The following is a 25,646-nucleotide window of genomic DNA, read 5'->3' as shown; positions in this document are numbered from 1 at the left end:
AAAGGTCATCGGTCCGGGATGCGGGACCGTTTTCGGTGCGGCTGCCTCCGCCGCCCTCCTGCCAGGACTGCCCACTGGTGCGGCGGGAGGAGTTGGTGGATATGCGGTCGCCCTCGCGGCCCACGCAGGCTGGGTCCTCATGGGGCTGGCCCGTACTTCCGACGCCGATGGGCCGACCCGGGCGGGGGCCGCTGAGACGATCACCGATCTGAAGGGTGCCGCCGGCTTCGACGCGGTGCTGGACGCCGCGCTACTGGACGAGGTGGTCCTCCCCGCTGTCCGTGACAACGGGTTGTACGCAGGGGCCTTTCCCGGGCGTGAGCCCGAGTCCGAGCGTGGCATCGGAGTCACAAGCGGAGTGATCGCCCCTGACGGCCGACGGCTCCGCGAGCTGCTGGCGCTGACCGCCGAGGGGCGACTGGAGGCCCGTCGCGCTGGCACCGTTGCGCTGGACGGTGCCGCACAGGCCTACCAGGCTCTCCGCGACGGCGGTCAGCGGGGCCGATGGGTGTGGACGCCGTAATCGCCACGACTCCGTGACTGAGCGCGACGAACCATACGGTAATGACGGTGGAGCCTCCGCTCGGCGCACCGGCTGCGCCGAGCGGCCCGTGCGCTCCCCTCCTGCCGACGACCGGGCGGGTCGGCCTTCCAGAGACTGCAGGGCCGGCCCACTCGCCGCCGAAGACCGCCGCTCCGCCACGACGCATCACCCTGCACCTGCCACACAACTGGCCCTGGCAGGACACGTGGACACACCTCTTCGACACCGTCCACGGCCCACCCGTCTGACACGAACAACCCCTGCCCACCCCGCCTGCAAGGGCCCGCCTTGGAACCTGTGGAAAAGCTGGGCAGACCAGCAGACAGCCTTCATCGGCGTACTCACCGCGCCGGGCGCATGGCAGGGGTTCACCGGGCTGGATCTCACGGGTACGGCGATGGCCCTGCTCGCCTCGCTGAGCTACCCGGTCGGCTGGATCTACGTCCGCCGCACCCTGGCGGGCACGGGAGCGTCGCCCCTGTCGCTCACCGGAAACCGCGGCAGGGGTGGCCCTGCTCGGCGAGGGAGCTGAGCTGGAACACCCCGGTCGGCGCGCCGGTGGTCCTCGCCGGTGCCGCACTCACCCAGAGCAGGACCCGCGGCGCGCCAGCCGCGCCCGGCCGGATCACGGACGCGGGCACCGGCGCGGAAGCCGGCGGACTCACCCGTAGCTGACCGGGCGGACGGGCCGCACCGCAGCCGCGACCGCGTCCGCCAGCGGTTCGATGTCGGCGGCGGACAACGGTGACACGGTCAGCCGCACTCCCTGCGGGGACGCCATCCGGAAGCGCGCCCCGGGGGCGACCGCCCAGCCGGCGTGCAGCATCCTGGCCACCGCTCCGGTCTCGTCGCTCACCGGGACCCACACGTTCATCCCGGTCCGCCCGTACGCCGGCACCCCCCGCTCACCCAGCGCCCGGATCAGCGCGTCCCGCCGCTCCCCGTAGGACCCGGCGACCTCCACCGGATCCACCGCACCGGACGCCCACAGGTGGTGCACGGTCCGTTGCAGCAGACCGCTCACCCAGCCGGGGCCCAGATTCTGACGTCCCGTCACCCGATCGACCGTCAGCGCGTCCCCGGTGAGCACGGCGAGCCGCAGATCGGGGCCGTACGCCTTCGAGGCGGACCGGACGAAGGCCCAGCGCTCCGTGACACCCGCGAGCGGGTGCACCGGCAGGTCGACGATCGCGTGACCGTGGTCGTCCTCGATCAGGAGCACCCCAGGATGCCCGGCGAGGACGGTCCGCAACGCGGCCGCCCTCGTGGAACTCACCGCGGCACCAGTCGGGTTCTGCGCCCTGTCAGTGACCACCAGAGCCCTGGCTCCCGCTCGCAGAGCTCGCTCCACATCGCCGGGCAGGGGCCCTTCGTCGTCCAGCGCGACCGGGACGGGTCGCATACCGAGCGCAGGGATCAGATCGAGGAGGGCGCCCCATCCCGGGTCCTCGACGGCTACCGGGTCACCGGGTCTGAGGTGCGCCGTCAGCACGCGCTCGATCGCGTCGAGCGACCCGGACGCGAGCGCGACCGGCCCGGTCTGGACGCCGTCGGCGTCCAGACCGGCACGCACGAGACGCTCGAATTCAGGGAGCACGGGGGCGTCCCCGTACAGACCCGGCCTGTCGGCGTACGCCCGCGAGGCCGCGGCCAGCGCCGGACCGAGGTCGGGCAGCAGCGCCGGGTCCGGATTGCCGTCACCCAGTTCACGCACGCCGGGAGGGGCCTCCACCCGGAGGGAACCGCGCGCCGTGCTGGCCGGGCGCGGACGCACCCTGCTTCCCCGCCTGCCCGCCGTCTCGATGACTCCGCGCTCCCGCAGCATGCGGTACGCGGCGGCCACCGTGTTCGGGTTGACCCCGAGTTGGAGCGCCAACGCCCGCATGGGCGGGAGCACATGACCGGGTGCGAGGTCACCCGAGGCCACCCCGTGCTCCACGCTCGCGGAAATGTCCGATGCGCCCCGCCCACTGATCCGATACTCTCCTAGCACAAACATTATTATGCACTAGCGCAATGGAGTGAGCAAATGCCGGACACCCCCAGCCCCGCCGCCTCCGGAGCAGTGGCCTACGAGCCGACGGACCGCACGGTGCCGAGCCGCTCCAGGGAGCGCGCCTCGTACGACAAGGAGACCGTCCACGCGATACTCGACGCGGCCTACCTGTGCCATCTGGGCTTCGTCCGCGACGGCGCGCCGGTCGTGCTGCCGACGCTGTTCGGCCGGATCGGCGAGCGGCTGTACGTGCACGGCTCGACGGGATCACGCCCGCTCCGCGCGGCCGGCGCGGCCGACCCCGGCCTCCCCGTCTGCCTGACGGTCACACACGTCGACGGCCTCGTGCTGGCCCGCTCCGCCTTCCACCACTCGATGAACTACCGCTCCGTGGTGGTCCATGGGATCGCCAGCACCGTGACGGACCCGCAGGAGCGGCGTGTCGCGCTCGACGCCATCGTCGACCAGGCCGTGCCCGGCAGGTCGAAGGACTCGCGGGCTGCGGACACGAAGGAACTCGCGGCGACCGCGGTGATCCGGATCGACCTCGACGAGGTCTCCGCGAAGATCCGCACGGGCGGCCCGAGTGACGAACCGGAGGACCTCTCCCTCCCCCACTGGGCAGGCGTGGTTCCGGTGGCCAGGACCTACGGGACACCTGTCCCGTCCGACGACCTCGACCCCGCGATCCGGGTTCCGGGCTACCTCGCAGCCCTCTGAGCCTTCGTCACCAGGACTCGGAGCGCGGGGGCTTGGACCGGCCCTCCGGTGAGCAGGGCACCGCCTCGCCGGGCGACGGGCGGCCTGAGGGCTGTCCCGTCCGGCGCGGCAGTTCCCCCTCGGGGCCGGTCGGCTCCCGGGCCCCGACCGCCTCGGCGCCCAGCAGACCCGGCCCCGACGCGACAGGCCCCGTCGGCGGCTTGGGCGCGGACGACTGGGCGATGAAGGCCCCGATCAGGACCACGGCACCGCCCGCCAGCTGCGGCGCCGAGAGGTGTTCACCGAGCAGCACCCAGGCGAGCACGGTCGCGATGACCGCCTCCAGGCACGCGACGACCCCCGCCACCTGGGGCGAGAGCAGGCGCACCGACACCACACCGGTGACGTAGGCCAGCACCGTCGCGAGCAGGACGATCCAGCCGAGCAGGACCCATGCCGGGACGCCGTGCCCGTCCATGACCGCGTCGCCTCCGAGCACCGCCCAGTCCATGCCCCACGGCCTGGCGACGGCCGTCAGCACGACGGCGCCCGCCAGCAGTCCGTACGCGATCACCCCGAAGGGGTGCGGGGGTTCGGTATCCGCCGTGTCCCCGTGCCCGGCACCCTGATCCGACAGGACGAAGTACCCCACCTGGCAGCAGGCCGCACCGAGCGCGAGCAGCAGGCCCATCGCGTCGAAGCCGAGCCCCGACCACACCTCGACGACGCAGGCGAGCCCGCCGACCGCGAGCACCACTCCGACGGCGGCTGCCCTGGTGACGGCGCGGCGCTGGACGAACCGCACCCAGCCGAGGACGAGGGCGGGAGCCAAGTATTCGACGAGCAGGGCCACCCCGACCGGGATGCGCGAGATCGCGGCGAAATAACAGGCCTGGACACCGGCGACGGCGAACAGCCCGAACCCCGCCAGCAGGGCCGGCCGCTCGCGCACGAGATTCCGGTGCCGCCAGGCGACCGGCAGCATGCCGAGTGCGGCGCCGGCCACTCTGAGCCACACCACGTGCAGCGGGCCGAGCCCCGCCTCGATCAGCGGCTTGGCCGCGACCCCCGAACCACCGAATGCGAGAGCCGAGGCAAGGGCCAGGCCCAGTCCGGCGCTTCTCCCCTGAGACGCGTGCATCGGCACATCATGGCAGCAGCGGTCAGCAGCGTCACCCCTGATACACCTGTCATTTACGTGGCCATGATCACCATGGCGTCTCCCCCGCGGTCAGCCGGGCCTCGGTGCGGGAGGCCAGCTCCGCGACCTCGACCCCGGCCCGCTCCAGCACCTCGACCGCCCGGCACCGGGGATCCGCGAGCAGCGCGGCCAGCAGATCCAGTCCGTCGGCGTGGGACCGTCCGCGCCGGGCGGCGCCCCGGGCCGCCCGCTCCAGCGCTTCGGCCGCCGGAGACGACCAGCCTTCGCCGGTGGGCGTCCGCACGACCGGCACCGCACCCGAAGCCTCCCGCGCACCCTGCCACCGGAGGCCGTATCCGATACTGCGCTGCACGAGGTAACCGAGCACCCGAGCCAGCTGCGGCGCTCCGCCGAACACGTCCCGCACCGCATCATCCGACTCGACGAGGGAGTGCAGGAGATGGGCCGTGTCGACGCGGCGGTCACCGTCGCGCAGGGCGCGCCTCCGCGCGCCGCCGGCCACCGCCGTCATGGCGGGACTCAGCGCGGCATCGGGGCGCGGATGGTTCGGCGGGATCTGCTCGGGGGTACCTCGTGTCCGGAACTGCACCACTCCACCTCATCAGCCCCGGGGAGCGAAAACATCCCCGGTACGGCCTATCCGGCATCCCGCAGAAGGCTGGGGCCACCGGGGGTTCCTCATCCTTCTGGATGAGATCACGCCATCACGGAGAGCATTTCCCGCCACCGGGACGCACAAGGGGCCCCACGGACGGGGCCCCTCTCGGATGTTCGGCGAAGCCTCATGACTCAGTCCTCGTCGGCGAGGATCAGGTACAGCTTCTTCCGCGCGTCGCCGATCACGGTCAGGGCCTTCTGCCGCTGGCCGGCGGAGCCGGTCTTCCAGACCTGGCCGAACGCCTCCATCAGACCGAAACCGGCCTGCCGGATCTCGTTCACGCCCTCCCAGTCGACCCCGCGCCCGGCTTCCTCCCAGGGTGCGTCGGGGCCGGACTCGGCCTCCGTGCGGCCCGCCTCGGTCAGGGTGAACAACTTCTTGCCACCCTCACTCGCACTGACGATCAGACCCTCGTCCTCCAGCAGCTGGAGCGTGGGGTACACAGAGCCGGGACTGGGCCGCCAGGCCCCTCCACTGCGCTCACCGATCTCCTGGATCATCTCGTACCCGTGCATCGAACGGTCCTTGAGCAGCGTCAGGATCGACGCACGTACGTCACCACGCCTGGCCCTCCCCCGGCCGCCTCCCCGGCCACGCCCGCCGCCGCCGCCGAAGGGCCCGCCACCGAAGGGCGGGCCGAAGGGGCCGAAGGCGGGGCGGCCTCCGTCGAATTCTCCCCTGCCGGCGCCTCGGCGCCCGGGGCCGCATCCGTGTTCATGTCCATGTGAACGCATGACTGCGCTCCTCTCCTGTGCGGTGTCACGCGACTCTGTCGTTGATCTGTCGCGATGACTCAACGATATATCGGGAACTATCGTCTGACAAGAACCATCACCTCGGCCGCCCTGTCCTGTCTCAGCGAAGATTCACCGGTCTCACCGAAGATTGACGAGCGGCCTGTTCGTCTCATCGAAGTTTGACCAGACGGGGCAAGCGAACCGGGATTGGGCGACGACGCCGGCGTGCGACCAGCGGGTGCTGGTGACCCGGGCCAGCCCCGCTCTCTATGCGGTCGCTAGTCTCGCGCCATGTCTAACGATCTCGGTTTCACGTGCTCATGCTGCGGCGACTACCACGCAGAGCTCCCCATGAGCTACTCGACCATGGCTCCTGATGTCTGGGATTCCAGCTTCGAGAGCGATCAGGCCAGCATGCTGTCGTCCGACCAGTGCGTGATCAAGGGCAAGCACTTCTTCATCCGGGGCCTGATCGAGATACCTGTGATCGGCAGCGAGGACGTCTTCTCGTGGGGCGTCTGGGTCTCCCTGAGCAAGGACAACTTTGCCCGTGCCCTCGACGTGTGGAATACGGAGGGGCGTGAGGCGGAGAAGCCGTACTTCGGCTGGCTCAGCACGGAGCTCGCGCTCTACTCCGAGAGCACCACCGACTTGAAGACCAACGCCCACACCCGACCGGTTGGCGAGAGGCCCTTCATCGAGCTGGAGCCCACCGACCACCCGCTCGCCGTCGAACAGCGCACCGGGATCACGCAGGACCGCGTGCGTGAGATCGCCATGGCTGTGCTGCATCCGGCCTGAGTCACCGCAGGTCAAGGCCCGGCGAGGGCGCACGGCGGAGGAGCAACGTAGAGCAGCGACCGGTCAAACTTCAGTGAGAACGGTCAAACTTCACTGAGACGAGTCACGCCCCGCGGTGACCGCGGAGTCGACGTGCTGACCCGGAGGCGGAGGCCACCCGTCGGCACCGGACACCGCTGTCCGGGCCGGGGGTCGGTCGCCGCGGACACGGTTCGGTCATCCCGTCGGCCCCGGAGAATCCGGATGTCCGCCCGGCCCGGACGGGCCGCACATCCCTGATTGGCCTTGGACCGCCCGGAGGCGTCACGCCTACCGTCGACGGCATGAAGATCCGCATCGTCGACGCCTTCACCGACCGCCCCTTCGCCGGCAACCCGGCCGGGGTCCTCCTCCTCGACGCGGGCCCGTTCCCCGAGTCGGCCCGCCTTCAGTCGATCGCCTCCGAGCTCAATCTCTCGGAGACCGCCTTCGCGCACCCGCTGCCGCCCGGCGGTGATGCCGACTGGGCGCTGCGCTGGTTCACCCCGGCCACCGAGGTGGATCTCTGCGGACACGCGACACTGGCGGCGGCCCATGTCCTGCACACGACGGGTACCGCGAGCGGCACCGTGCGGTTCGCGAGCCGTTCAGGCATCCTTCGCACTGTCGCGCACGAGGACGGCTCCCTCACCCTGGACTTCCCCACCGCGCCCCTGACGCCCGTCGCCGTTCCCCCCGGACTCGTGGAAGCGCTCGGCGCGTCCCCCCTCTCCGTGCACGACACGGGGGAACACGTCGGTGATCTCCTGGTGGAGCTGGCCGACGAGGCCGCCGTACGCGCCCTGCGCCCGGACTTCGCCTCACTCGCCGCGTGTTCCCGCCGCGGTGTCATCGCCACCGCCGCAGCCGGCGACGCGGCGGGCGCGTACGACTTCGTGTCGCGCGGCTTCTTCCCGCGGGTCGGGATCGACGAGGACCCGGTGACCGGCAGCGCGCACACCGCCCTGGCCCCCTTCTGGTCGGCCAGGCTCGGCCGTGACGACCTCACCGGCCTGCAGGCGTCCGCCCGCTCGGGCCTGGTGCGCACCTCACTGCGGGGTGGGCGCACCCTGCTGACCGGCAGCGCCGTGACGGTCGTCGACGGCGAACTGCTCACCTCGCTCTGAGCACACGAACCCGGGCCGCGTCTCAGGGGGTGGGCAGCCAGCCCACCTTCCCCGCGAGCAGGGCGTATCCGACGAAAGCCCCGATGTCGAGCAACGCGTGCGCGACGATCAGCGGTCCGACCCGTCCCCACCGCCGGTACAGCACCACGAAGACCACGCCCATGACCACGTTGCCGATGAACCCGCCGATCCCCTGGTAGAGGTGGTAGGAGCCGCGGAGCACGGAGCTCGCCACCAGCGCGGCCATCGGTGTCCATCCCAGCTGCCCGAGCCGGCGCAGGAGGTACCCGACGACGATGACTTCCTCGACGAGGGAGTTCTGCACGGCGGAGAGGATCAGTACGGGGAACTTCCACCAGACCTCGGGCAGCGACTCCGGTACGACCGTCAGGTTGAACCCCCCGGCGCGGGCCGCCAGATAGAACGCCAGCCCGGCGCTGCCGATGGCGGCCGCGACCAGAGTGCCCCGGCCGAGATCCTGCCGGGGCCGGGTGCGGTCCAGTCCGAGGGTCCGCAGACCGGCTCCCTCGCGCAGGAGGAGGTGGGCCACCAGGGCGACCGGTACCAGCGCGGTCGCGATGCCGAACAACTGCCAGGCGAGGTCGAGCCAGGGACGTCCGGGGGCGTACGACCCGTTCAGCGTCGCGGCCTGGTCCTTGAGGCCCCCGGGCTTCGTCAGCGACCCGACGAAGCTGATCAGGGCGGAGACGCCGCTGGCCCCGAGCGAGAGAGCCAGCACGAGCAGGGTCTCCGACCTCAGGATCCGCGGGGACGCCTCCTCCCGGGGAATGGTTGCAGTCACGCGACCCGCCTTACCTGTACGCCTGCCGTCGGTTGTGCGTCCTAGCTTGCCCGACGGCGCGGCGGTGGCGGGACACCGGGCGGCCCGCTCCTCAGGGGGCGGGAAAGCCGACGGGCCAGGTGTGGACCGGTTCGCCGACCTGCATCAGCTCGCCGTAGCGCCGGGTCATGGCCGCGAGGGCGCCCTCCCGTTCGAGACCGGCCTCCAGCGCGCGGTGGTAGGTGTCGACCTGCCACGAGGCACCGTTCACGCGGAGCCGGCAGCGCTCCTCGATCACACCGAGGTAGCGGTCCCGGTCGGAGGGCTCGATGTTCCAGGCGTCGAGCCCGGCAGCGGCGAGCGGCAGCAGTTCGTCCCGGACGAGCTTGACGGCGGGCACCTTCGCCACACCTCCCGAACGGCCCGGGCGGGGCCACAGCAGTTCGGCGTCGATGCCGTGGCGGCAGGCCGCGTCGAAGTTCTCCTCGGCCGCCTCGAAGGACAGCCTGGTCCACACCGGCCGGGACTCGTCGGCGAGCGCGCGCACGAGCCCGTAGTAGAACGCGGCGTTGGCGATGACGTCGGTGACGGTCGGCCCCGCGGGCAGGACCCGGTTCTCCACCCTGAGGTGCGGGACGCCGTCGGCCAGTCCGTAGACCGGCCGGTTCCACCGGTAGACCGTGCCGTTGTGGAGGACGAGCTCGCCCAGGGCAGGAACCCCGCCCTGGTCGAGGACCCGCAGCGGCTCCTCGTCCTCGCAGATCGGCAGCAGGGGCGGGTAGTAGCGCACGTTCTCCTCGAAGAGCGCGTACGCCGAGTCGATCCAGCGCTCCCCGAACCAGGTGCGGGGCCGTACCCCCTGGTTCCTGAGCTCGGGCGGGCGCACGTCCGTGGCCTGCTGGAACAGCGGCGGCCTCGACTCGCGCCACAACTCCTTGCCGAAGAGGAACGGGGAGTTGGCGCCGAGGGCGATCTGCACGGACGCGATGGCCTGCGCGGCGTTCCAGACGTCGGAGAAGCGGTCCGGTGTCACCTGCAGGTGCAACTGCACCGATGTGCAGGCCGATTCGGGGGCGATGGAGGCGGAGGTGGAGACCAGCCGTTCGACGCCTTCGATATCGAGGACGAAATCCTCTCCGCGGGCCGCGGCCATTTGATCGTTGAGCAGGGTGTAGCGATCGACGTCCGAGAGGTTCGCGGACACCACGTCGTCCCGTCCGAGTGTGGGCAGGATGCCGATCATCACGATCCCCGCGTCGACCTCGGCCGCCTTGCGATGCGCATAGGCGAGTCCGGTGCGCAACTCCTCGGCGAGCTGATCGAATACCCGGCCGCTCAACCGGTGCGGAAGAATGTTCACTTCCAGATTGAACATCCCCAGTTCCGTCTGGAAATCCCGGCTCGCGATGCGTTGGAGCACCTCAGCATTCCGCATCCTCGGCATGCCGTCGGAACCCGCGAGATTCAGTTCGATCTCCAGCCCCATGAGATTCCGGGGCCGGTCGAACCGTCGCTCCGACAGGAGCCTCTCCAGCCCGCTCAGGCACTGGACGAGCTTCTCGCGGTACGCCTGCCGATCGGACGGGGCGAAGGCTCCCGCCACGATCTTCTCGCCCATCGAAGGGTCCCTCCTCGAGTGGGCGGCCCACGGCACAGGCCGCTCGTATCAGGATCGATAATGCCCCGCCGAGATGATCCGTAACGCCCCCGCGGCCCGCGGACTCCCAGTAGTGTGTCGACTGAGACCGGAGGCACATTCCGTCGGCATGAGGCATATGCAGCGTGCGGTGTTGCGCCGCAAGTGGAAACACCGACGGGTTTCAGCCTACCGCCGTGGAGGGAAAATACCTGGCGGCAGACGTCCGGACCGGACTGAATCCACAGGAACTCCGCAATTCAAAGGCTCGAATCCGCCTTGCGCGCAATGCGCGGGAAGGCTAGCCGAAACATCGTGTGAACATTTGTCGTATAAACTCTGCGGACGAGGCAGAGAGTTGACGCATCGGCCAGTCCGCCCGTCACCGGCCTTCCTCTGGCCCCGTTGCACGCCGACAGCGCCGTCTGCACCCGCCCACGCACCACCGTGTCTCCGAAGTGAGAGGCGACCCACTATGCCGCTGCATGTTTCACCGGCTCCCGCGCCCGCACTGCGCAGCGTTCTCGCGGCACTCGGTTCTCCCACCGCCGTCCGAGAAGCCCACACGCCCGCCCTCCGGTCCGTCCAGGGATCGATGAGCCCCGAACTCCCGCTCCCCGTGCACGTGCTGGACCGGATCGCGCCGCACGAGGCAGCACCCCTCACCCGCCTCGCGGGCTGGCGGTTCCTCATCCGGGGCAAGGAACGCGCCGTCGCCGCCGCGGACACCATGCTGACCGCCGACGGCTGGACCTTCTCGCACTTCTTCGAGGGCCCGTACATCGTCTCCACCGAAATCGCCGTACGCCAGGCGGAGTCGTCGACGACGCACTACCAGCCGCGCCTGCTCTCGATCCCCGAGCTGTACATGCTCACGCTGTGGCTCCACCGCGACACCGAGGACGACGCGGGCGCCGGAGCACTCGCACCGAACGACGTCCTGGTGCCCCTGGCTCCCGCGCCTCCGGGCATCACGCCCCACCGTCCGCACCGGGTCGCCGACCTGCTGCCGGTCATGACCCTGCGTGTCACCCCGGCTCCGCTCCCCGGTCTGCTCGGCACGCCGGCCTGATCCTCGTCGTCACGCCCCCGCCGACCATTCGGCGGGGGCACACGTGTACCCGGCCGGACTAGTCCGGCCGGGTCACCCCGAACCATCCGAACGGACAGTGCAGTTGGATTGAACCGTCCGGCCGGGTGATGCGTCATGGGAGGAGAACAGCAGCTGCCGCGAAATCCCTGCGGATCGACGCCCGTAGGGCAACACTGGGAACGGACCGACTTGATACGGGGACGGCCATGAACACCTCGTCCAGCCGCAGCACACTCGAATCGACGCAGCGAAAGAACCCATCCATGTGCCAGCACCAGCCACCCTGCCCGACCGCCGACTCCAACGACCGGGAGGCGGCACGCCTGATGGCCCACCACCCGGAACAGGGCTGGAGCCTGCTGTGCAACGGCGTCCTGCTCTTCGAGGACACCGGCGAGCTGCTCCCGGACGGCCAGATCATCGCACCTCACCGGCCGCTGAAAAGCGGTCAGGTGATGAAGGCCGCCTGACCGCGGCCGGGGAAACACGGGGGCCGGCCCGGAGGAGTCTCCGAACCGGCCCCGACGCGCGTCCGCGTGCCTACTGGTCGTACGCGTCCAGGGGCGGGCAGGAGCAGACCAGATTGCGGTCACCGAAGGCACCGTCGATCCGGCGCACCGGCGGCCAGTACTTGTCCGAAGGCGTGACGCCTGCCGGGAAGACCGCCTCCTCGCGGCTGTAGGCGTGCGCCCACTCGCCGCCGAGCGCGGCCGCGGTGTGCGGGGCGTTGCTCAGAGGGTTGTCCTCGCCGCTCCAGGTACCGTCGGCGACCTTCTCGATCTCGCCACGGATGGCGATCATCGTGTCGCAGAAACGGTCGAGCTCCGCGAGGTCCTCGCTCTCGGTGGGCTCGATCATCAGGGTCCCGGCCACCGGGAACGACATGGTCGGCGAGTGGAAGCCGTAGTCGATCAGCCGCTTGGCCACGTCGTCGATGCTGACGCCGGTCGCCTTGGAGATGGGCCGCAGGTCGACGATGCACTCGTGCGCGACCAGTCCGGCCGGGCCGTTGTACAGGATCGGGAAGTGCGGCTCCAGCCGCTTGGCGATGTAGTTGGCCGCGAGTACGGCGACCTGCGTCGCACGCTTCAGCCCCTCGCCCCCCATCAGGCGTACGTAAGCCCACGAGATGGGCAGGATGCCGGCGGAGCCCCACGGGGCGGCCGAGATCGGTCCGACACCCGTCTCCGGGCCCGCGGCGGGCTGCAGCGGGTGGTTGGGGAGGTACGGCGCCAGGTGGGCGCGCACGCCGACCGGGCCGACGCCCGGGCCGCCGCCGCCGTGCGGGATGCAGAACGTCTTGTGCAGGTTGAGGTGGGACACGTCGCCGCCGAAGTGGCCCGGCTTGGCGAGACCGACCAGGGCGTTGAGGTTGGCGCCGTCCACGTAGACCTGGCCGCCCGCGTCGTGCACCTCGCCGCAGATGTCGGCGACGTGCTCCTCGAAAACACCGTGCGTGGAGGGGTAGGTGATCATGAGGACGGCGAGCTCGTCGCGGTGCTTGGCGATCTTGTCCCGGAGGTCCGCGATGTCGACCTCGCCGTCGTCGGCGGTCTTCACCACGACGACCTTCATGCCGGCCATCACGGCGCTCGCCGCGTTGGTGCCGTGCGCCGAGGACGGGATCAGACAGACCGTACGTCCGTGGTCCCCGTTGGCGCGGTGGTAGGCGCGCACGGCCAGCAGACCGGCGAACTCGCCCTGCGAGCCGGCGTTCGGCTGGATCGAGACGGCGTCGTAGCCGGTGACCTCGGCAAGGCGCTCCTCCAGCTCACGGATGAGCGTGAGGAAGCCCTGCGCCTGCTCGGCCGGTGCGAACGGATGCAGCGCACCGAACTCGGGCCAGGTGATCGACTCCATCTCGGCAGTCGCGTTGAGCTTCATGGTGCAGGAGCCCAGCGGGATCATGCCGCGGTCCAGCGCGTAGTCGCGGTCGGCGAGCTTGCGCAGGTAGCGCAGCATCGCCGTCTCGGAGCGGTGCTGGTGGAAGACCGGGTGGGTGAGGACGGCGTCGGTGCGCAGCCCGGACTCGGGAAGCGCGTCGGGCTCCGAGGCGTCCAGCGCCTCGATGTCGCCTTCCGCCCCGAAGGCGGCCCAGACCGCGGAGAGCGCGCTGCGGGTGGTGGTCTCGTCACACGCGACGGAGACGTGGTCGCCGTCGACGAGGCGCAGGTTCACGCCGCGGCCGCGCGCGGCGGTGACGACATCGGCCGCCGCGCCGGGGACGCGGACGGTGAGGGTGTCGAAGTACGCGTCGTGCACGACGTCGATCCCGGAGGCACGCAGTCCGCCGGCCAGGATGGCGGCCAAGCGGTGCGTGCGCCGCGCGATCGTGCGCAGGCCGTCAGGACCGTGGTAGACGGCGTACATGCCGGCCATGACCGCCAGCAGCACCTGGGCGGTGCAGATGTTGCTGGTGGCCTTCTCACGGCGGATGTGCTGCTCGCGCGTCTGCAGGGCCAGGCGGTAGGCCTTGTTGCCGTCCGCGTCGACGGAGACACCGACCAGGCGGCCCGGCAGGCTGCGGGCGAACTTCTCGCGTACGGCCATGAAGCCCGCGTGCGGTCCGCCGAAGCCCATGGGGACGCCGAAGCGCTGCGTGGTGCCCACCGCGATGTCGGCGCCCAGTTCGCCGGGCGACGTCAGGAGGGTCAGCGCCAGCAGGTCCGCGGCGACGGAGACGATCGCCCCGAACTCGTGCGCCTGGTCGATGACGGGCTTGATGTCCCGCACCGCACCGGATGCGCCCGGGTACTGGAGCAGCACACCGAACACGCCCCGCTCGGCGATCTCGGCCGGGATACCGGCCGAGAGGTCGGCGACGACCACCTCGACGCCGGTCGGCTCGGCGCGGGTCTCGATCACGGCGACGGTCTGCGGCAGGGTGTCGGCGTCGACCAGGAAGACACCGTTCTTCACCTTGCCGACGCGCCGCGCGAGGGCCATGGCTTCCGCGGCGGCCGTCCCCTCGTCCAGGAGCGAGGCACCTGAGGTAGGCAGCCCCGTCAGGTCGGCGACCATCGTCTGGAAGTTCAGCAGGGCCTCCAGCCGGCCCTGGGAGATCTCCGGCTGGTACGGCGTGTAGGCCGTGTACCAGGCAGGGTTCTCCATGACGTTCCGCAGGATGACCGGCGGGGTGAACGTGCCGTAGTAGCCGAGCCCGATCATCGGGGTGAGCACCTGGTTACGGTCCGCGAGGCTTCGCAGCTCGGCCAGGACCTCGGCCTCGGTGCGCGCCGAGGGAAGGTCCAGGGCCTCGGCGCTCCGGATCACGTCGGGCACCGCGGCGGCGGTGAGCTCGTCGAGGGAGCCGTAGCCGACCTGGGCCAGCATCTTCGCCTGGGCCTCGGCATCGGGCCCGATGTGACGCTGCTCGAAGGGGATGCCCTGCTCCAGCTGGGAGAGCGGAGTGCGACGGGGGGTCATGATGGAGGCCTCCTGGTCTGTCACGACCTGCGAGGGGCGCCACGGCGTGGCTGCCCGAACGGCCTCCCCCTCTGTCATCTCGACCTGAGAGCTTCACCGGCACGCCTGCGGCACGCCGGCTTTCACCGTCGGTGAGGGCGGTGCCCGTCGCGGCGTGTGCCGTACGGACTCCGTCCTGCTTTCCAGAGTGGCCTCGTCCGTGCGGTACGGGGGCCTGAGAGATTCCGGGGAGGAGTTGCTCCTTCGGCGCCTCCGGATCGCTCCGAAGGACTCTCCCGCGCGGGGTCAGCAGCCGTGTTCCAGCCTACCAGCGGGCCGGGCGATGCCCGTCTCGAGTGGCCGATGCCACGGATCTGGCCTTGTGTAGTGCCTGTGGAGCAGTCGCGACCACCCCGACGCAGTTGCGAGCAGTGGGAGGCACCGTGCAGACCGACATCGATCCGCGCAGCCTGATCGGCCGCAAGGCCTTCGACCGCCTGGGGGCCAAGATCGGAACCGTGGACGAGGTCTATCTCGACGACGCGACGGGCGTACCCGAGTGGGCGGCGGTGCGCACCGGCCTGTTCACCCGGGACGCGTTCGTCCCGCTGGAGCCGAGCGAGTTCGTCGACGGCACCCTGGTGATCCCCTTCGACCGGGCGCTGATCAAGGACGCGCCGGACTTCGGGGTGGGCCGCCACCTCTCACCCGAGCAGGAGCTGCAGCTCTACCGCCACTACGGGCTGGACTCCGTTCCGCCCGCCCCGTCCGCCCCGTCCGCCCCGGAGAGGGACCGCGACTTCGGGAAGCTGGCCGGCCAGGAGGAGTAGTCCACCGGGTCACGCACCAGAGGAAGCGGATCGGCCGGGTGGAGCTCCGGGTCGTCGACGCGGAACGTGCGCACCCTTCCCGGCGCCGTCCACGGTTCCTCGAACCGCACGGTGACCCGCCCGACACCGCTGCCCTGAACCCAGCCGTGTCCGTGGACCTCGTGACGTACGTCGTGTCCGGCGGACCAACGGCGGCCGGACAGCAGTGCGGTGCTGTCGAGGGCCGCCTCCTCGGTGGTGACGACGGGTTCCGCCGCGTCGGTGTCCGCCGCGGCGGACACCTCGGCCTGCTCCGCCTCGGCGGCCTGAGCGAACAGGTCTTCCTGCGTGAAGTCTGCGAGCCCCGTGACACCGACCCCGAGGAGGCGCACGCCGCCGGTGGTGTCCACGGCCTCCAGGAGCCTCGCGGCGGCCTCCCGGACCACCCCGGGGTCGTCGGTGGGGCCACGCAGGGTCTCGGACCTGGTGAGCGTCGAGAAGTCGTAGCGGCGCACCTTGAGCACGACGGTCCGTCCTGACCGTCCCGCGCCCCGCAGCCGTCGCACACAACGGTCCGCCAGACGTTCCACCTCGGTCCTGACCCGTACACGGTCGTGCAGGTCCACATCGAAGGTGTCCTCGACCGACACGGACTTCGCGTCGCGCTCCGCGACGACCGGCCGGTCGTCGAAGCCCTGTGCCATGCGATGGAGCGCGACCCCGTGTGCCTTGCCCAGCAGACGCACGAGCTCCGCCTCACCGGCCTCCGCGAGGTCCTGGACGACCGTCATCCCGGCGCGCCGCAGGTGGTCACCGGTGGCGGGCCCCACACCGGGCAGGATCCGCACCGACTTCGGCGCGAGAAGCTCGCGCTCGGTGCCCGGTTCGATCAGCATCAGACCGTCGGGCTTCGCCTCCTCCGAGGCGATCTTGGCCAGCATCTTGGACCCGGCCAGGCCGACGGATCCGCTGAGTCCGGTGACCGCCCTGATGACCGTGCGCAGCTGTACGCCGAGGGCCCGGGCCGAGGCGGAGTCGTCGGCGACGCCACCGGCCTCCAGGTCGACGAAGGCCTCGTCGAGGCTGAGCGGCTCGACGAGCGGTGAGAGCCGGCCGAGCAGTTCCATCACCTGGTCACTGACGGTCCTGTACAGCGAGAAGCGCGGGACGAGGTACGCCGCGTTGGGGGCCAGCCGTCTGGCCTGCGCCGTCGGCATCGCGGAGTGCACTCCCAGGCGCCGGGCCTCGTAGGACGCGGTGGCGACGACGCCGCGCATGCCGAGGCCGCCCACCACCACCGGCTTGCCGCGCAGGCTGGGCTTCGCCGCCTGCTCCGCAGAGGCGTAGAAGGCATCCATGTCCAGATGCAGGATGGTGGGCACGGGTCTCACAGGAACCGATGCTGCCCTACGCCACTGACAACCGCCCCGCACGGCACGTGCGGGGCGGTCGGGGGAGGTGCCTTGTCAGCCCGCGCGGTTGCGCCGCCGGGCCAGTTCATCGGCCGGGTTGTTGCCGACCAGCGTCTCGCCGGTGTCGATGCGCTCACCGTGAAGCTGCGAGAGCGCCACGTCCACGTCACGCCACACGACACCGACGGCGATACCGAAGACCCCCTGTCCCCCCTGGAGGAGGCTGACGACCTCGTCCGGCGAGGAGCACTCGTAGACCGTCGCGCCGTCGCTCATGAGGGTCATGCGCTCGAGGTCCGTGAACCCGCGGGCCCGCAGATGCTGGACGGTCGTGCGGATGTTCTGGAGCGCCACACCGGTGTCCAGGAACCGCTTGACGATCTTGAGGAGTACGACGTCCCTGAAACTGTAGAGGCGCTGCGTCCCCGAGCCGTACGCCGGACGGACGCTCGGTTCCACCAGCCCCGTGCGCGCCCAGTAGTCGAGCTGTCGGTAGGTGATCCCGGCCGCCGCGCACGCTGTGGGCCCCCGATAGCCGATGTCCCCTGCCACTGCCACACCGTCCGCTGCCACCACCGCCGGCTGAACCGGCTGTCTGATGGAGTGGCCGGCCGCACTGCCGTGCTGCCGGTACGGCCCACCCTCAGCCGTACCGTCGCCGCTGCTTCTCACGCCGACCTCCGTCCTTGACCTGCCATCTCGAAGGTAGGCAGTCACCAGGGGTGCGTCAACGATCGCCACACTCGGCACGCCGAGTGATAATCACCCTGAGGGTGGTTTCCCGTGACTGATTCGCGGGAACGGCTTGTCGGATGCGCTGATTCCGGCCGCTGTCGCACGGTCACTGGCTGTTGGTACCGAAGTCCTCCGGCGAGATCTGGTCGAGGAACTCGCGGAACTTCTCCACCTCGTCCTCCTGCTCGTCGGGAATGGCGATGCCGGCGTCGTCCAGCACACCGTCACTGCCGTAGATCGGCGTGCCGGTGCGCAGCGCGAGCGCTATGGCGTCGGAAGGCCGCGCGCTCACCTCGACACCGCTGGCAAAGACAAGCTCCGCGTAGAAGACCCCTTCACGCAGGTCCGTGATCCGGACCTCGGTGAGCTCCTGGCCGACGGCCTCGAGCACATCCTTGAAGAGATCATGGGTCAGCGGCCTGGCCGGAGCCATGCCCTGCTGGGCGAAGGCGATCGCGGTCGCTTCCCCAGGGCCGATCCAAATAGGGAGGTACCGGTCGCCTCCCACTTCACGCAGGAGCACGATCGGTTGGTTGGAGGGCATTTCCACCCGGACACCCACAACGTCGAGCTCGTTCACACAGCAACCCTAGGACGTGCTCGCCATGTTTGGATAGTCGGGCTCCTCCGGGCTCAGCGGAACCCGGCTTTCAGGGCCGTCTGCACGAGCGCGGCGTGGAGCCGGACGGAGAGATCCGCGAGCTCCCTCGCGGTGGCCTCCGCGTGGGCCCTGGTCTGCGGATTCCTGTGCCGGCGCAAGGGCGCGACCACCTGTTCGACCAGACCGGCCTCACGCTCGGCCGCGGCCTTCACGGCCCGCAGATGCCGGGGTTCCAGGCCGAAACGGCCCAGATCCGCCACCAGCCTGGCGACCGTCACCGCTTCGGCGTCGTAGCTGCCCCCCGCGGCCGGGACGACGAGGCCGTACGCCTCCCACTCGACGAGCTGCTCCTCGCTGATCTCGGCTGCCGCCAGGAGCTCGGGCCGTCCGACGCGGGAGGCGGTGGCCCGTCCGGCGTCCTGGTCCCACGGAGGGTCGCCGGGCTCACCCGGGCCTGCGCCGGAGGGCAGAGTGGCCTGCTCACCGCGCTCCAGGGCGTCCAGGTGCTCCCGGATGACCTTGAGCGGCAGATAGTGGTCCCGCTGCATCCGCAGGACCTGGGCCAGCCGCTCGACGTCGGCGGAACTGAACTTCCGGTAGCCCGATGGTGTCCGCTCCGGCTCGACGAGCCCTTCCGCCTCCAGGAAGCGGATCTTGGAGATGGTGACTTCGGGGAACTCGTCGCGCAGCTGGAGGAGCACCGTGCCGATGCTCATCGCGCGCTCGACCGCGGCGGCGGTGCCGTGACCGGCACCGCCTGTCGGTGTTCGCAGCATGGACCTTCCTGGGGGTCCCCCCGGACTGGGTCCGGGGAAGGGTCACACGCCGCGCTGGCTCGCGTAGAAGACCAGTCGGTACTTCCCGATCTGGACTTCGTCGCCGTTGGACAGCGCGACGGAATCGATGCGCTCACGGTTGACGTAGGTGCCGTTGAGGCTGCCGACGTCGCCCACGGTGAAACTACCGTCCGGATTCCTGTGGAACTCCACATGGCGCCGCGACACGGTCACGTCGTCCAGGAAGATGTCACCCTGCGGGTGCCGGCCGGCCGTCGTCAGGTCACCGTCCAGCAGGAAGCGGCTGCCCGAGTTGGGGCCTCGCCGGACCACCAGGAGCGCGGATCCGGCGGGCAGGGCGTCGACCGCGGCCTGGGCCTCCGGCGAGAGCGAGGGAAGGACCGTCTGGCCCGTCGCCTCGGCCTCGTACGCCTCGATGCCGGAGATCGAGATCGTGGACGTCGTCTCCGAGGCGCGCTCGGGAATCCCGCCCCTCAGCGGCGCACCGCAGTTGGAGCAGAAACGGCCGGCCTCGGCATTGCCGTGCCCGCACCTCGGACAGACCAGCCCTCCGCCGGCTGACGGGCCCCCGAAGCCTATGCGTCCTGCACCGGCGGTGCCGCCGGACGACGCGCCGGACCCGCCGGGGGAACCCGGCATCTCATCGCGGAAGAGCGGGCGCTCCGTGCCCTGCTCCTCGGCCCCCTGGCCCTGGCGCGGGGCGCGGTGGCGGGCAGCACTGCCGCTGTCCTCGCGGGCGCTCTTTCCGAACAACTTCGCAAACAACTTCACGGGCGTTTCCCCTTGACCGAAATAGACCCGCCCGTGGGGCAGGACGAACCCTGAACGAACACACCTGCCGACCCGGACATCTTCACAACGTCCGTGTCCACCCGACAGTTTCCACCACGGGCCACCGATCCGTTGCGCCGACCCCCCGCAACCTCGTACCCATGTCCTTCCACCACTGTGCACCACGTCCTCACCGGGACGACGACCGAGCGTAATCAGGCTGCTTCGCCGGACGCAAGGCATCGACGACGATGTCCTCGGCGCGGGCCACCTCCGCCGTGGCCTGCTCCTTCTCCAGCGTCTGCACCACACCGCCGGGGATGTTGAGGGCGGGCTCGAGGTCCTGCGGCTTGCCGATGACCTTGAACTCGTACGGAGCCTCGATCTTGCGGCCGTCGACCTTCAGGTCTCCCCCGTCACCGGAGAAGTACGTGTTGGCGACCACCCGGACACCGTTGATCTCGATGGCCTCGGCACCCGCGGCGCGCAGTTCCTGGATGGTGTCGAGAAGCATGTCGGGCTCGACCGCACCGCTCGGGTCGCTGATGGTCAGCGTGATCCCGGGGCCGTGCGCCGCGACCGTACCGGCCAGGATACCGAGCTGGCGCTCCTTCTCGAGGGTCTGCTTACGCGCCTCCTCCGCCTGGTCGGAGCTGTTCTCCAGCTCCGTGCGCTGGTCGTCGAGGCGCTGCTTCTCGTCCTCCAGGCGCTGCGTGCGGTTGTCGAGCTCGTCGAGAATGCGGACCAGGTCCTCCTGGCGGGCGCCCCGCAGGGCGCTGTTGTCGCTGTTCGACCGGACCTGGATCGCGAGACCCAGGCCAAGGACGAACAGCAGGAGGGCGACGATGAGTTGGGCCCTGCTCACTCTGGGCGGCCAGAGCCCCGCCCTCAGCCGCTGACGGCCGGAGACCCCCTCGGCCGGAGCCGACGGCGCCGACGGCGAAGGCTCGGGCGCCTCCGGCGGGAGCGCGCCGGGCGGTTCCTCGCTGCTCGGGTGCTGTTCGCTGCTCATCGGCCTCAAGCCCGGAAGACATGGCGGCGGATCGCCGCGGCGTTGGAGAAGATACGGATGCCGAGCACGACCACCACACCGGTGGAGAGCTGCGCGCCGACGCCCAGTTTGTCGCCGAGGAAGACGATGAGGGCCGCCACCACGACGTTCGACAGGAACGACACCACGAAGACCTTGTCCACGAAGATCCCGTCGAGCATGGCCCGCAAGCCGCCGAAGACGGCGTCCAGTGCTGCCACGACGGCGATCGGCAGATACGGCTCGACCACCGCCGGCACTTCGGGCCGGACCAACAGTCCGACCACGACTCCCACGACGAGGCCCAGTACGGCGATCACGATGTGCCCTTCCCTGAGTCTGCCGCACCACTTCCCGTGTCTGCGGCCTGAGGCTCTGCTGTACGTACGATCAGGCTGGGCGCGGCAGGCAGACGCACCATCTCCTGGGCGGAGATACTGGTACGGATGTCGAAACTCTCGTGCAGCGCCTGCAGATAGAGGCCGTCCGCGCTGTCGCGGAACGTGCTGACGAGCTTCTTCCCGTCCCCCACCGCGAGCACCGTGTACGGCGGCACCAGCGGCCTGTTGTCGACCAGTATGGCGTCGCCCGCGGCACGGATGGCCGACAGGGCGGTCAGCCTTTGCCCGTTGATGGCGACGGCCTCCGCCCCGGACTGCCAGAGGCCGTTGACGACGCGCTGCATGTCCCGGTCGCGCACCCGCCCCGTGTCGGCGAAGCCGGTGGACTCACGCGGGCCACCACCCCCCTGGTCGGTGTCCTCCGCGTCGTCGATGACCAGCTTGACGCCGGGCCCTTCGACCGGGGTCGCACCGGAGAGCAGCGCCACGAGCCCGCCCTGATCCCCGCCGTGCTGCTCGAGGGCCTTGCGCTGCCGCTCGCCGACGTCCTCGCGCAGGGCCTCGACGTCCTTCTCGAGCGCGTCCGCCTTGGACGTCTCGGCATTGACGCGGTCGATGAGCTCCTCGCGCTCCTTGGCCAGGACAGGCGCCGCGACGCGGGCCTCGGCGGCGCCGAGGGTCACCACGAGGGCGGCGAGCACCAGACCCGCGCCGAGGCCGAGCTTCGCCTTGAGCGTGCGCGGCATACCGGCGCTGCCGTCCGCACTGCGGCGTGCCGAGGCTTCGGCGTATCCCTCGTCGAGGCTGTGCTCCATCACCGTGGTCAGCAGCGACATGGACGCGTCGGGACGGGGAGGCGGCGTTGCGCTACTCCGATCGGGGGGCGGCTGCGACATGCCGCACATCGTCGCACGTCATGGCGGCAGCCGCCGAATGCGCCCGCCATTGGCCCGGAAGCCGCCGCGCAGGGGCTTCCGGGCCGTGGTTCACCTGCTCAGTCGCCCGCGCTGTCCACGACGGCCGCCCACTCGTCGAGAAGCGCCTGGGTCGCCGCGTCGTCGGGTCCTTCCGCCCACAGATGGGTGACCGCCTCGGACGGGTCCGGAAGGACCATCACCCAACGGCCGTCGGTCTCGACGACCCGGACACCGTCGGTGGTGTCCACGCTGCGCTCACCGGCCGCCTCGACGACCCGGCGCATGACGAGACCCTTGACCGCCCACGGGGTGGCGAGGTCCCGGCGCAGCACATGGGCACGCGGAATGCGCGCGTCGATCTGGCTGAGCGTGAGCTGCGTCCTCGCCACCAGACCGATGAGCCTGACGAAGGCGGCGGCACCGTCGAAGACACTGCTGAACTCCGGGACGATGAAACCGCCGCGCCCGTCACCGCCGAAGATGGTGGAGTCCTCCCGGCCCACCCGTGTCAGGTCGTCCGGCGACGTGGTCGTCCACTCCACCTGCGTGCCGTGGTAGGCCGCGACCTGTTCGGCGACGCGTGTGGTCGTCACCGGCAGGGCCACCCGCCCGCTCCGCCGTTCCGCCGCCACGAGGTCGAGCATGACCAGCAGGGCACGGTCGTCCTCGATGATGCGGCCGCGCTCGTCCACCAGCGAAAGCCGCTCGCCGACCGGGTCGAACCGCACGCCGAAGGCGGCACGCGCGGACGACACGATCTCACCGAGACGCACCAGGCCGGCCCTGCGCGACTCCGCGGACTCGGTCGGCCGGGACTCGTCGAGCCCGGGATTGATCGTGAGGGCGTCCACACCGAGACGCCCGAGCAGGCTGGGCAGGACAAGCCCGGCGCTGCCGTTGGAGGCGTCCACGACGACCTTGAGCCCTGCGTCGGCGATACCCGCCGTGTCGACGTTGCGGAGCAGGGAGCCCGTGTAGGAGTCGAAGACGCTCGACGGGAAGTACAGGTCCCCGATCTCGCCGGGGAAGGCCCTGCGGTACTCCTGCCGGGCGTACACCCGGTCCAGCTTGCGCTGCCGCGCCTGCGAGAGGTCGGCGCCCCGTTCGTCGAAGAACATGATGTCGACCGAGTCGGGCACACCCGGCGACGTACGGATCATGATCCCGCCGGCGCTGCCCCTCGCGGTCTGCTGACGCGCGACGGGCAGCGGCACGTTCTCGAGGTCACGTACGTCGATGGCGCTGGCCTGCAGTGCCGAGATGACGGCTCTCTTCAGTGCGCGGGCGCCCCGGGAGTGGTCTCGCGCGGTGGTGACCGTCGCGCCCTTCTTCAGCGTCGTCGCGTAGGCACCGGCGAGTCGCACGGCGAGCTCCGGTGTGATCTCGACGTTGAGGATTCCGGAGACACCGCGGGCTCCGAACAGATGGGCCTGTCCGCGTGACTCCCAGATCACCGATGTGTTGACGAAGGCGCCGGCTTCGATGGTCTTGAACGGATAGACCCGGACGTTGCCCTGGATGATCGATTCTTCGCCGACGAGACACTCGTCGCCGATGACCGCGCCGTCCTCGATGCGGGCTGCCCGCATGACGTCGGTGTTCTTTCCGATGACACAGCCGCGGAGATTGCTGTGCTCACCCACGTACACGTTGTCGTGGACGACGGCCCTGTGCAGGAAAGCACCGGATTTCACGACGACGTTCGAGCCGATCACGGTGTGTTCGCGGATTTCCGCGCCCGCTTCGACCTTGGCGTAGTCGCCGATGTAGAGCGGGCCCCGGAGGACCGCGTCCGGATGGACCTCGGCGCCTTCCGCCACCCAGACCCCGGGGGAGATCTCGAAGCCGTCCAGCTCCACGTCGACCTTGCGCTCGAGCACGTCGGCCTGGGCCTTCACGTAGCTCTCGTGCGTGCCCACGTCCTCCCAGTAGCCCTCCGCGATGTAACCGCAGATGAGCTTGCCGTCCTTCATGAGCTGGGGGAACACGTCGCCCGACCAGTCCACGGAGGTGTCGGCCTGGACGTAGTCGAATACCTCGGGCTCCATGACGTAGATGCCCGTGTTCACGGTGTCCGAGAAGACCTGTCCCCAGGTCGGCTTTTCGAGGAAGCGCTCCACCTTGCCCTGCTCGTCCACGATGGTGATTCCGAATTCCAGAGGATTCGGAACCCGGGTCAGGCACACCGTGACGAGTGCGCCCTTCTCCTTGTGGAAAGCGATGAGATCGGTGAGGTCGAAGTCGGTGAGCGCGTCGCCGGAAATGACGAGGAAGGTGTCGTCCTTGAGGGCTTCCTCGGCATTCTTCACGCTGCCCGCGGTGCCGAGTGGCTTCTCCTCGTTGGCATAGCTGAGCTCCATCCCGAGTTCTTCGCCGTCGCCGAAGTAGTTCTTGACGAGAGAGGCGAGGAACTGGACGGTAACGACGGTCTCATTGAGCCCATGCCGTTTGAGCAGCCTCAGCACGTGCTCCATGATGGGCCGGTTGGCCACGGGCAGGAGCGGCTTGGGCATGCTCGAAGTCATGGGGCGAAGGCGTGTGCCTTCGCCGCCTGCCATCACGACGGCCTTCATGTCGGTAACGTCCTCCTCGAAGAGACGACGGTCGAGCCGACTTCACCCGTCGGGGCAGCACCGGCGATCGGTGCGGGCCGGCGACTCTGCACGGCGCCACGACAACGGGCTAATCGGCTACTGCGTCCGCCTTGACCAGACGGCGGACTTGGACCACGTAGAGGATCCCTGCCCACCAATAGAGGGTTGTACCCCATCCGGCGAACGCCCATCCGAAAATCGTACCCAGCGTAGCCAGCCAACCACTTCCGTCGCTGAGCAGCAACAAGGGGAAGGCGTACATCAGGTTGAAGGTCGCGGCTTTGCCGAGGAAGTTCACCTGAGGCGGCGGGTAGCCGTGCCTGCGCAGGATTCCCACCATGACGAGCAGCATCAGCTCTCGGGCGAGGAGTGCGGCCGTCAGCCACAGCGGCAGGATCTCGCGCCAGGTGAGTCCGACGAGGGTGGACAGAATGTAGAGGCGGTCCGCAGCCGGGTCGAGGAGCCGGCCCAGACTGCTGATCTGATTCCACCTACGGGCGAGCTTGCCGTCGAGGTAGTCACTGACACCGCTCAGCATCAGTACCAGCAAAGCCCAGCCATCGCTGTTGGGCCCCCCGAACACGGGACGAAGAATCAGCCACAGGAAAAGCGGTACGCCGACGAGGCGAGCCATGCTGAGGATGTTGGGGATGGTGAGTACTCGGTCCGTCTGAACTCGAGTCTCCTGGACCTCCACCCGGGGGCCTCCTGTGAAGAACGTGCCAATGATGCCCCCTGACCCTACCCTCAGTCCTCGATCACCGGTGCACAGGGGGGCGGAAGCCGGCCGGAAACGCAGAAAAGCCCCGTGCCACAAGGGCACGGGGCTTTCCCGGAATAATTGTTCGGCGGCGTCCTACTCTCCCACAGGGTCCCCCCTGCAGTACCATCGGCGCTGAAAGGCTTAGCTTCCGGGTTCGGAATGTAACCGGGCGTTTCCCTAACGCAATGACCACCGAAACACTATGAAATTAACCAACAC

Annotated in this window: 24 protein-coding genes, 1 rRNA gene, 1 pseudogene and 1 riboswitch; of the genes and pseudogenes, 8 read left to right on the top strand and 18 right to left on the bottom strand. The window is 70.0% G+C overall.

Features of this window, described 5'->3' with window-relative positions; translation table 11 throughout:
• Positions 1 to 139: 139 nt before the first annotated feature.
• Positions 140 to 523 (top strand): zinc-binding dehydrogenase, encoded by a 384-nt coding sequence (locus OG206_RS27775; protein WP_327120809.1) that lies wholly within the window; start codon positions 140 to 142, stop codon positions 521 to 523.
• Between the two features lie 349 nt (positions 524 to 872).
• Positions 873 to 1,219, top strand: a pseudogene (locus tag OG206_RS27770) (hypothetical protein); the annotation flags it as partial.
• Here the strand turns inward: OG206_RS27770 and OG206_RS27765 are convergent.
• Positions 1,206 to 2,537: an aminotransferase class I/II-fold pyridoxal phosphate-dependent enzyme gene (locus OG206_RS27765; RefSeq protein ID WP_327120807.1), complete on the bottom strand. Its 1,332-nt coding sequence runs from the start codon at positions 2,535 to 2,537 to the stop codon at positions 1,206 to 1,208. The pseudogene OG206_RS27770 and the gene OG206_RS27765 sit on opposite strands and share 14 nt — an antisense overlap.
• A 36-nt stretch (positions 2,538 to 2,573) precedes the next feature.
• On the opposite strand from OG206_RS27765, the gene OG206_RS27760 reads away from it, so the two are divergent.
• Complete coding sequence (locus OG206_RS27760) at positions 2,574 to 3,260, top strand: pyridoxamine 5'-phosphate oxidase family protein (protein ID WP_327120805.1); 687 nt, start codon at positions 2,574 to 2,576, stop codon at positions 3,258 to 3,260.
• 7 nt (positions 3,261 to 3,267) lie between these two features.
• On the opposite strand, the gene OG206_RS27755 is transcribed toward OG206_RS27760, so the two are convergent.
• The 3 genes from OG206_RS27755 to OG206_RS27745 form a co-directional block, all read right to left on the bottom strand.
• The gene (locus OG206_RS27755) at positions 3,268 to 4,380 is read right to left on the bottom strand and encodes an EamA family transporter (RefSeq protein WP_327120803.1); all 1,113 of its coding nucleotides are present in this window, start codon (positions 4,378 to 4,380) and stop codon (positions 3,268 to 3,270) included.
• Positions 4,381 to 4,447: 67 nt separating this feature from the next.
• A complete protein-coding gene (locus OG206_RS27750; protein WP_327120801.1) occupies positions 4,448 to 4,990 on the bottom strand; it encodes a Clp protease N-terminal domain-containing protein in 543 nt (180 codons plus the stop codon).
• Positions 4,991 to 5,190: 200 nt separating this feature from the next.
• Complete coding sequence (locus tag OG206_RS27745) at positions 5,191 to 5,793, bottom strand: PadR family transcriptional regulator (RefSeq protein ID WP_327120799.1); 603 nt, start codon at positions 5,791 to 5,793, stop codon at positions 5,191 to 5,193.
• Positions 5,794 to 6,147: 354 nt separating this feature from the next.
• On the opposite strand from OG206_RS27745, the gene OG206_RS27740 reads away from it, so the two are divergent.
• Both OG206_RS27740 and OG206_RS27735 read left to right on the top strand, forming a co-directional pair.
• The gene (locus tag OG206_RS27740; RefSeq protein WP_327120798.1) at positions 6,148 to 6,597 is read left to right on the top strand and encodes a DUF2199 domain-containing protein; all 450 of its coding nucleotides are present in this window, start codon (positions 6,148 to 6,150) and stop codon (positions 6,595 to 6,597) included.
• A 323-nt stretch (positions 6,598 to 6,920) separates the two neighbouring features.
• A complete protein-coding gene (locus OG206_RS27735) occupies positions 6,921 to 7,742 on the top strand; it encodes a PhzF family phenazine biosynthesis protein (protein ID WP_327120796.1) in 822 nt (273 codons plus the stop codon).
• A 22-nt stretch (positions 7,743 to 7,764) separates the two neighbouring features.
• Here OG206_RS27735 and OG206_RS27730 read toward each other — a convergent pair whose 3' ends face one another.
• Together OG206_RS27730 and OG206_RS27725 are read right to left on the bottom strand one after the other, a co-directional pair.
• Positions 7,765 to 8,544 carry a CPBP family intramembrane glutamic endopeptidase gene (locus tag OG206_RS27730; RefSeq protein WP_327120794.1) on the bottom strand — a complete coding sequence of 260 codons (780 nt, stop codon included), beginning with the start codon at positions 8,542 to 8,544 and terminating at the stop codon, positions 7,765 to 7,767.
• Between the two features lie 91 nt (positions 8,545 to 8,635).
• A complete protein-coding gene (locus tag OG206_RS27725) occupies positions 8,636 to 10,141 on the bottom strand; it encodes a glutamate-cysteine ligase family protein (protein ID WP_327120792.1) in 1,506 nt (501 codons plus the stop codon).
• A 493-nt stretch (positions 10,142 to 10,634) separates the two neighbouring features.
• On the opposite strand from OG206_RS27725, the gene OG206_RS27720 reads away from it, so the two are divergent.
• Both OG206_RS27720 and OG206_RS27715 read left to right on the top strand, forming a co-directional pair.
• A complete protein-coding gene (locus OG206_RS27720) occupies positions 10,635 to 11,231 on the top strand; it encodes a hypothetical protein (protein ID WP_327120790.1) in 597 nt (198 codons plus the stop codon).
• 284 nt (positions 11,232 to 11,515) lie between these two features.
• On the top strand, positions 11,516 to 11,722 hold the full coding sequence (locus OG206_RS27715) for a DUF5999 family protein (protein ID WP_103759919.1): 207 nt from the start codon (positions 11,516 to 11,518) through the stop codon (positions 11,720 to 11,722).
• A gap of 70 nt (positions 11,723 to 11,792) precedes the next feature.
• Here OG206_RS27715 and gcvP read toward each other — a convergent pair whose 3' ends face one another.
• Positions 11,793 to 14,678, bottom strand: a complete 2,886-nt coding sequence (gcvP, locus tag OG206_RS27710) for an aminomethyl-transferring glycine dehydrogenase (protein WP_327120787.1) — start codon at positions 14,676 to 14,678, stop codon at positions 11,793 to 11,795.
• Between the two features lie 192 nt (positions 14,679 to 14,870).
• A riboswitch (glycine riboswitch) is annotated at positions 14,871 to 14,966 on the bottom strand.
• Between the two features lie 134 nt (positions 14,967 to 15,100).
• Between gcvP and OG206_RS27705 the strand changes: the two genes are divergently transcribed.
• On the top strand, positions 15,101 to 15,487 hold the full coding sequence (locus OG206_RS27705; protein WP_327120785.1) for a PRC-barrel domain-containing protein: 387 nt from the start codon (positions 15,101 to 15,103) through the stop codon (positions 15,485 to 15,487).
• Here the strand turns inward: OG206_RS27705 and OG206_RS27700 are convergent.
• The 11 genes from OG206_RS27700 to rrf all read right to left on the bottom strand — a co-directional run bounded on the left by OG206_RS27700 (position 15,394) and on the right by rrf (position 25,624).
• Positions 15,394 to 16,857, bottom strand: a complete 1,464-nt coding sequence (locus OG206_RS27700) for a DNA polymerase IV (protein WP_327120783.1) — start codon at positions 16,855 to 16,857, stop codon at positions 15,394 to 15,396. The genes OG206_RS27705 and OG206_RS27700 overlap by 94 nt on opposite strands.
• 75 nt (positions 16,858 to 16,932) lie before the next feature.
• Positions 16,933 to 17,550, bottom strand: a complete 618-nt coding sequence (locus OG206_RS27695) for a MerR family transcriptional regulator (protein WP_327120781.1) — start codon at positions 17,548 to 17,550, stop codon at positions 16,933 to 16,935.
• Positions 17,551 to 17,719: 169 nt separating this feature from the next.
• Complete coding sequence (locus tag OG206_RS27690; RefSeq protein ID WP_006123076.1) at positions 17,720 to 18,193, bottom strand: bifunctional nuclease family protein; 474 nt, start codon at positions 18,191 to 18,193, stop codon at positions 17,720 to 17,722.
• A 53-nt stretch (positions 18,194 to 18,246) separates the two neighbouring features.
• Positions 18,247 to 18,990 (bottom strand): transcriptional regulator FtsR, encoded by a 744-nt coding sequence (gene ftsR / locus OG206_RS27685; protein WP_327120779.1) that lies wholly within the window; start codon positions 18,988 to 18,990, stop codon positions 18,247 to 18,249.
• A 42-nt stretch (positions 18,991 to 19,032) separates the two neighbouring features.
• The gene (locus OG206_RS27680) at positions 19,033 to 19,782 is read right to left on the bottom strand and encodes an FHA domain-containing protein (RefSeq protein ID WP_327120778.1); all 750 of its coding nucleotides are present in this window, start codon (positions 19,780 to 19,782) and stop codon (positions 19,033 to 19,035) included.
• A gap of 190 nt (positions 19,783 to 19,972) precedes the next feature.
• The gene (locus OG206_RS27675) at positions 19,973 to 20,794 is read right to left on the bottom strand and encodes a DUF881 domain-containing protein (protein WP_327120776.1); all 822 of its coding nucleotides are present in this window, start codon (positions 20,792 to 20,794) and stop codon (positions 19,973 to 19,975) included.
• A gap of 5 nt (positions 20,795 to 20,799) precedes the next feature.
• Positions 20,800 to 21,132 (bottom strand): small basic family protein, encoded by a 333-nt coding sequence (locus OG206_RS27670; protein ID WP_003970459.1) that lies wholly within the window; start codon positions 21,130 to 21,132, stop codon positions 20,800 to 20,802.
• Complete coding sequence (locus OG206_RS27665) at positions 21,129 to 22,049, bottom strand: DUF881 domain-containing protein (RefSeq protein WP_327120774.1); 921 nt, start codon at positions 22,047 to 22,049, stop codon at positions 21,129 to 21,131. Before OG206_RS27665 ends, OG206_RS27670 begins: the two co-directional genes overlap by 4 nt.
• A gap of 98 nt (positions 22,050 to 22,147) precedes the next feature.
• The gene (locus tag OG206_RS27660) at positions 22,148 to 24,643 is read right to left on the bottom strand and encodes a mannose-1-phosphate guanyltransferase (RefSeq protein ID WP_327120772.1); all 2,496 of its coding nucleotides are present in this window, start codon (positions 24,641 to 24,643) and stop codon (positions 22,148 to 22,150) included.
• A gap of 109 nt (positions 24,644 to 24,752) precedes the next feature.
• On the bottom strand, positions 24,753 to 25,361 hold the full coding sequence (locus OG206_RS27655; protein ID WP_327120770.1) for a CDP-alcohol phosphatidyltransferase family protein: 609 nt from the start codon (positions 25,359 to 25,361) through the stop codon (positions 24,753 to 24,755).
• A 146-nt stretch (positions 25,362 to 25,507) separates the two neighbouring features.
• Positions 25,508 to 25,624: ribosomal RNA gene (gene rrf, locus OG206_RS27650) — 5S ribosomal RNA — on the bottom strand.
• Positions 25,625 to 25,646 lie beyond the last annotated feature (22 nt).

It is taken from the genome of Streptomyces sp. NBC_01341 (assembly GCF_035946055.1).
GTDB lineage: Bacteria > Actinomycetota > Actinomycetes > Streptomycetales > Streptomycetaceae > Streptomyces.
Note: the sequence above shows the minus strand (reverse complement) of the source record. Positions and strands in the feature narration are given on the sequence as shown.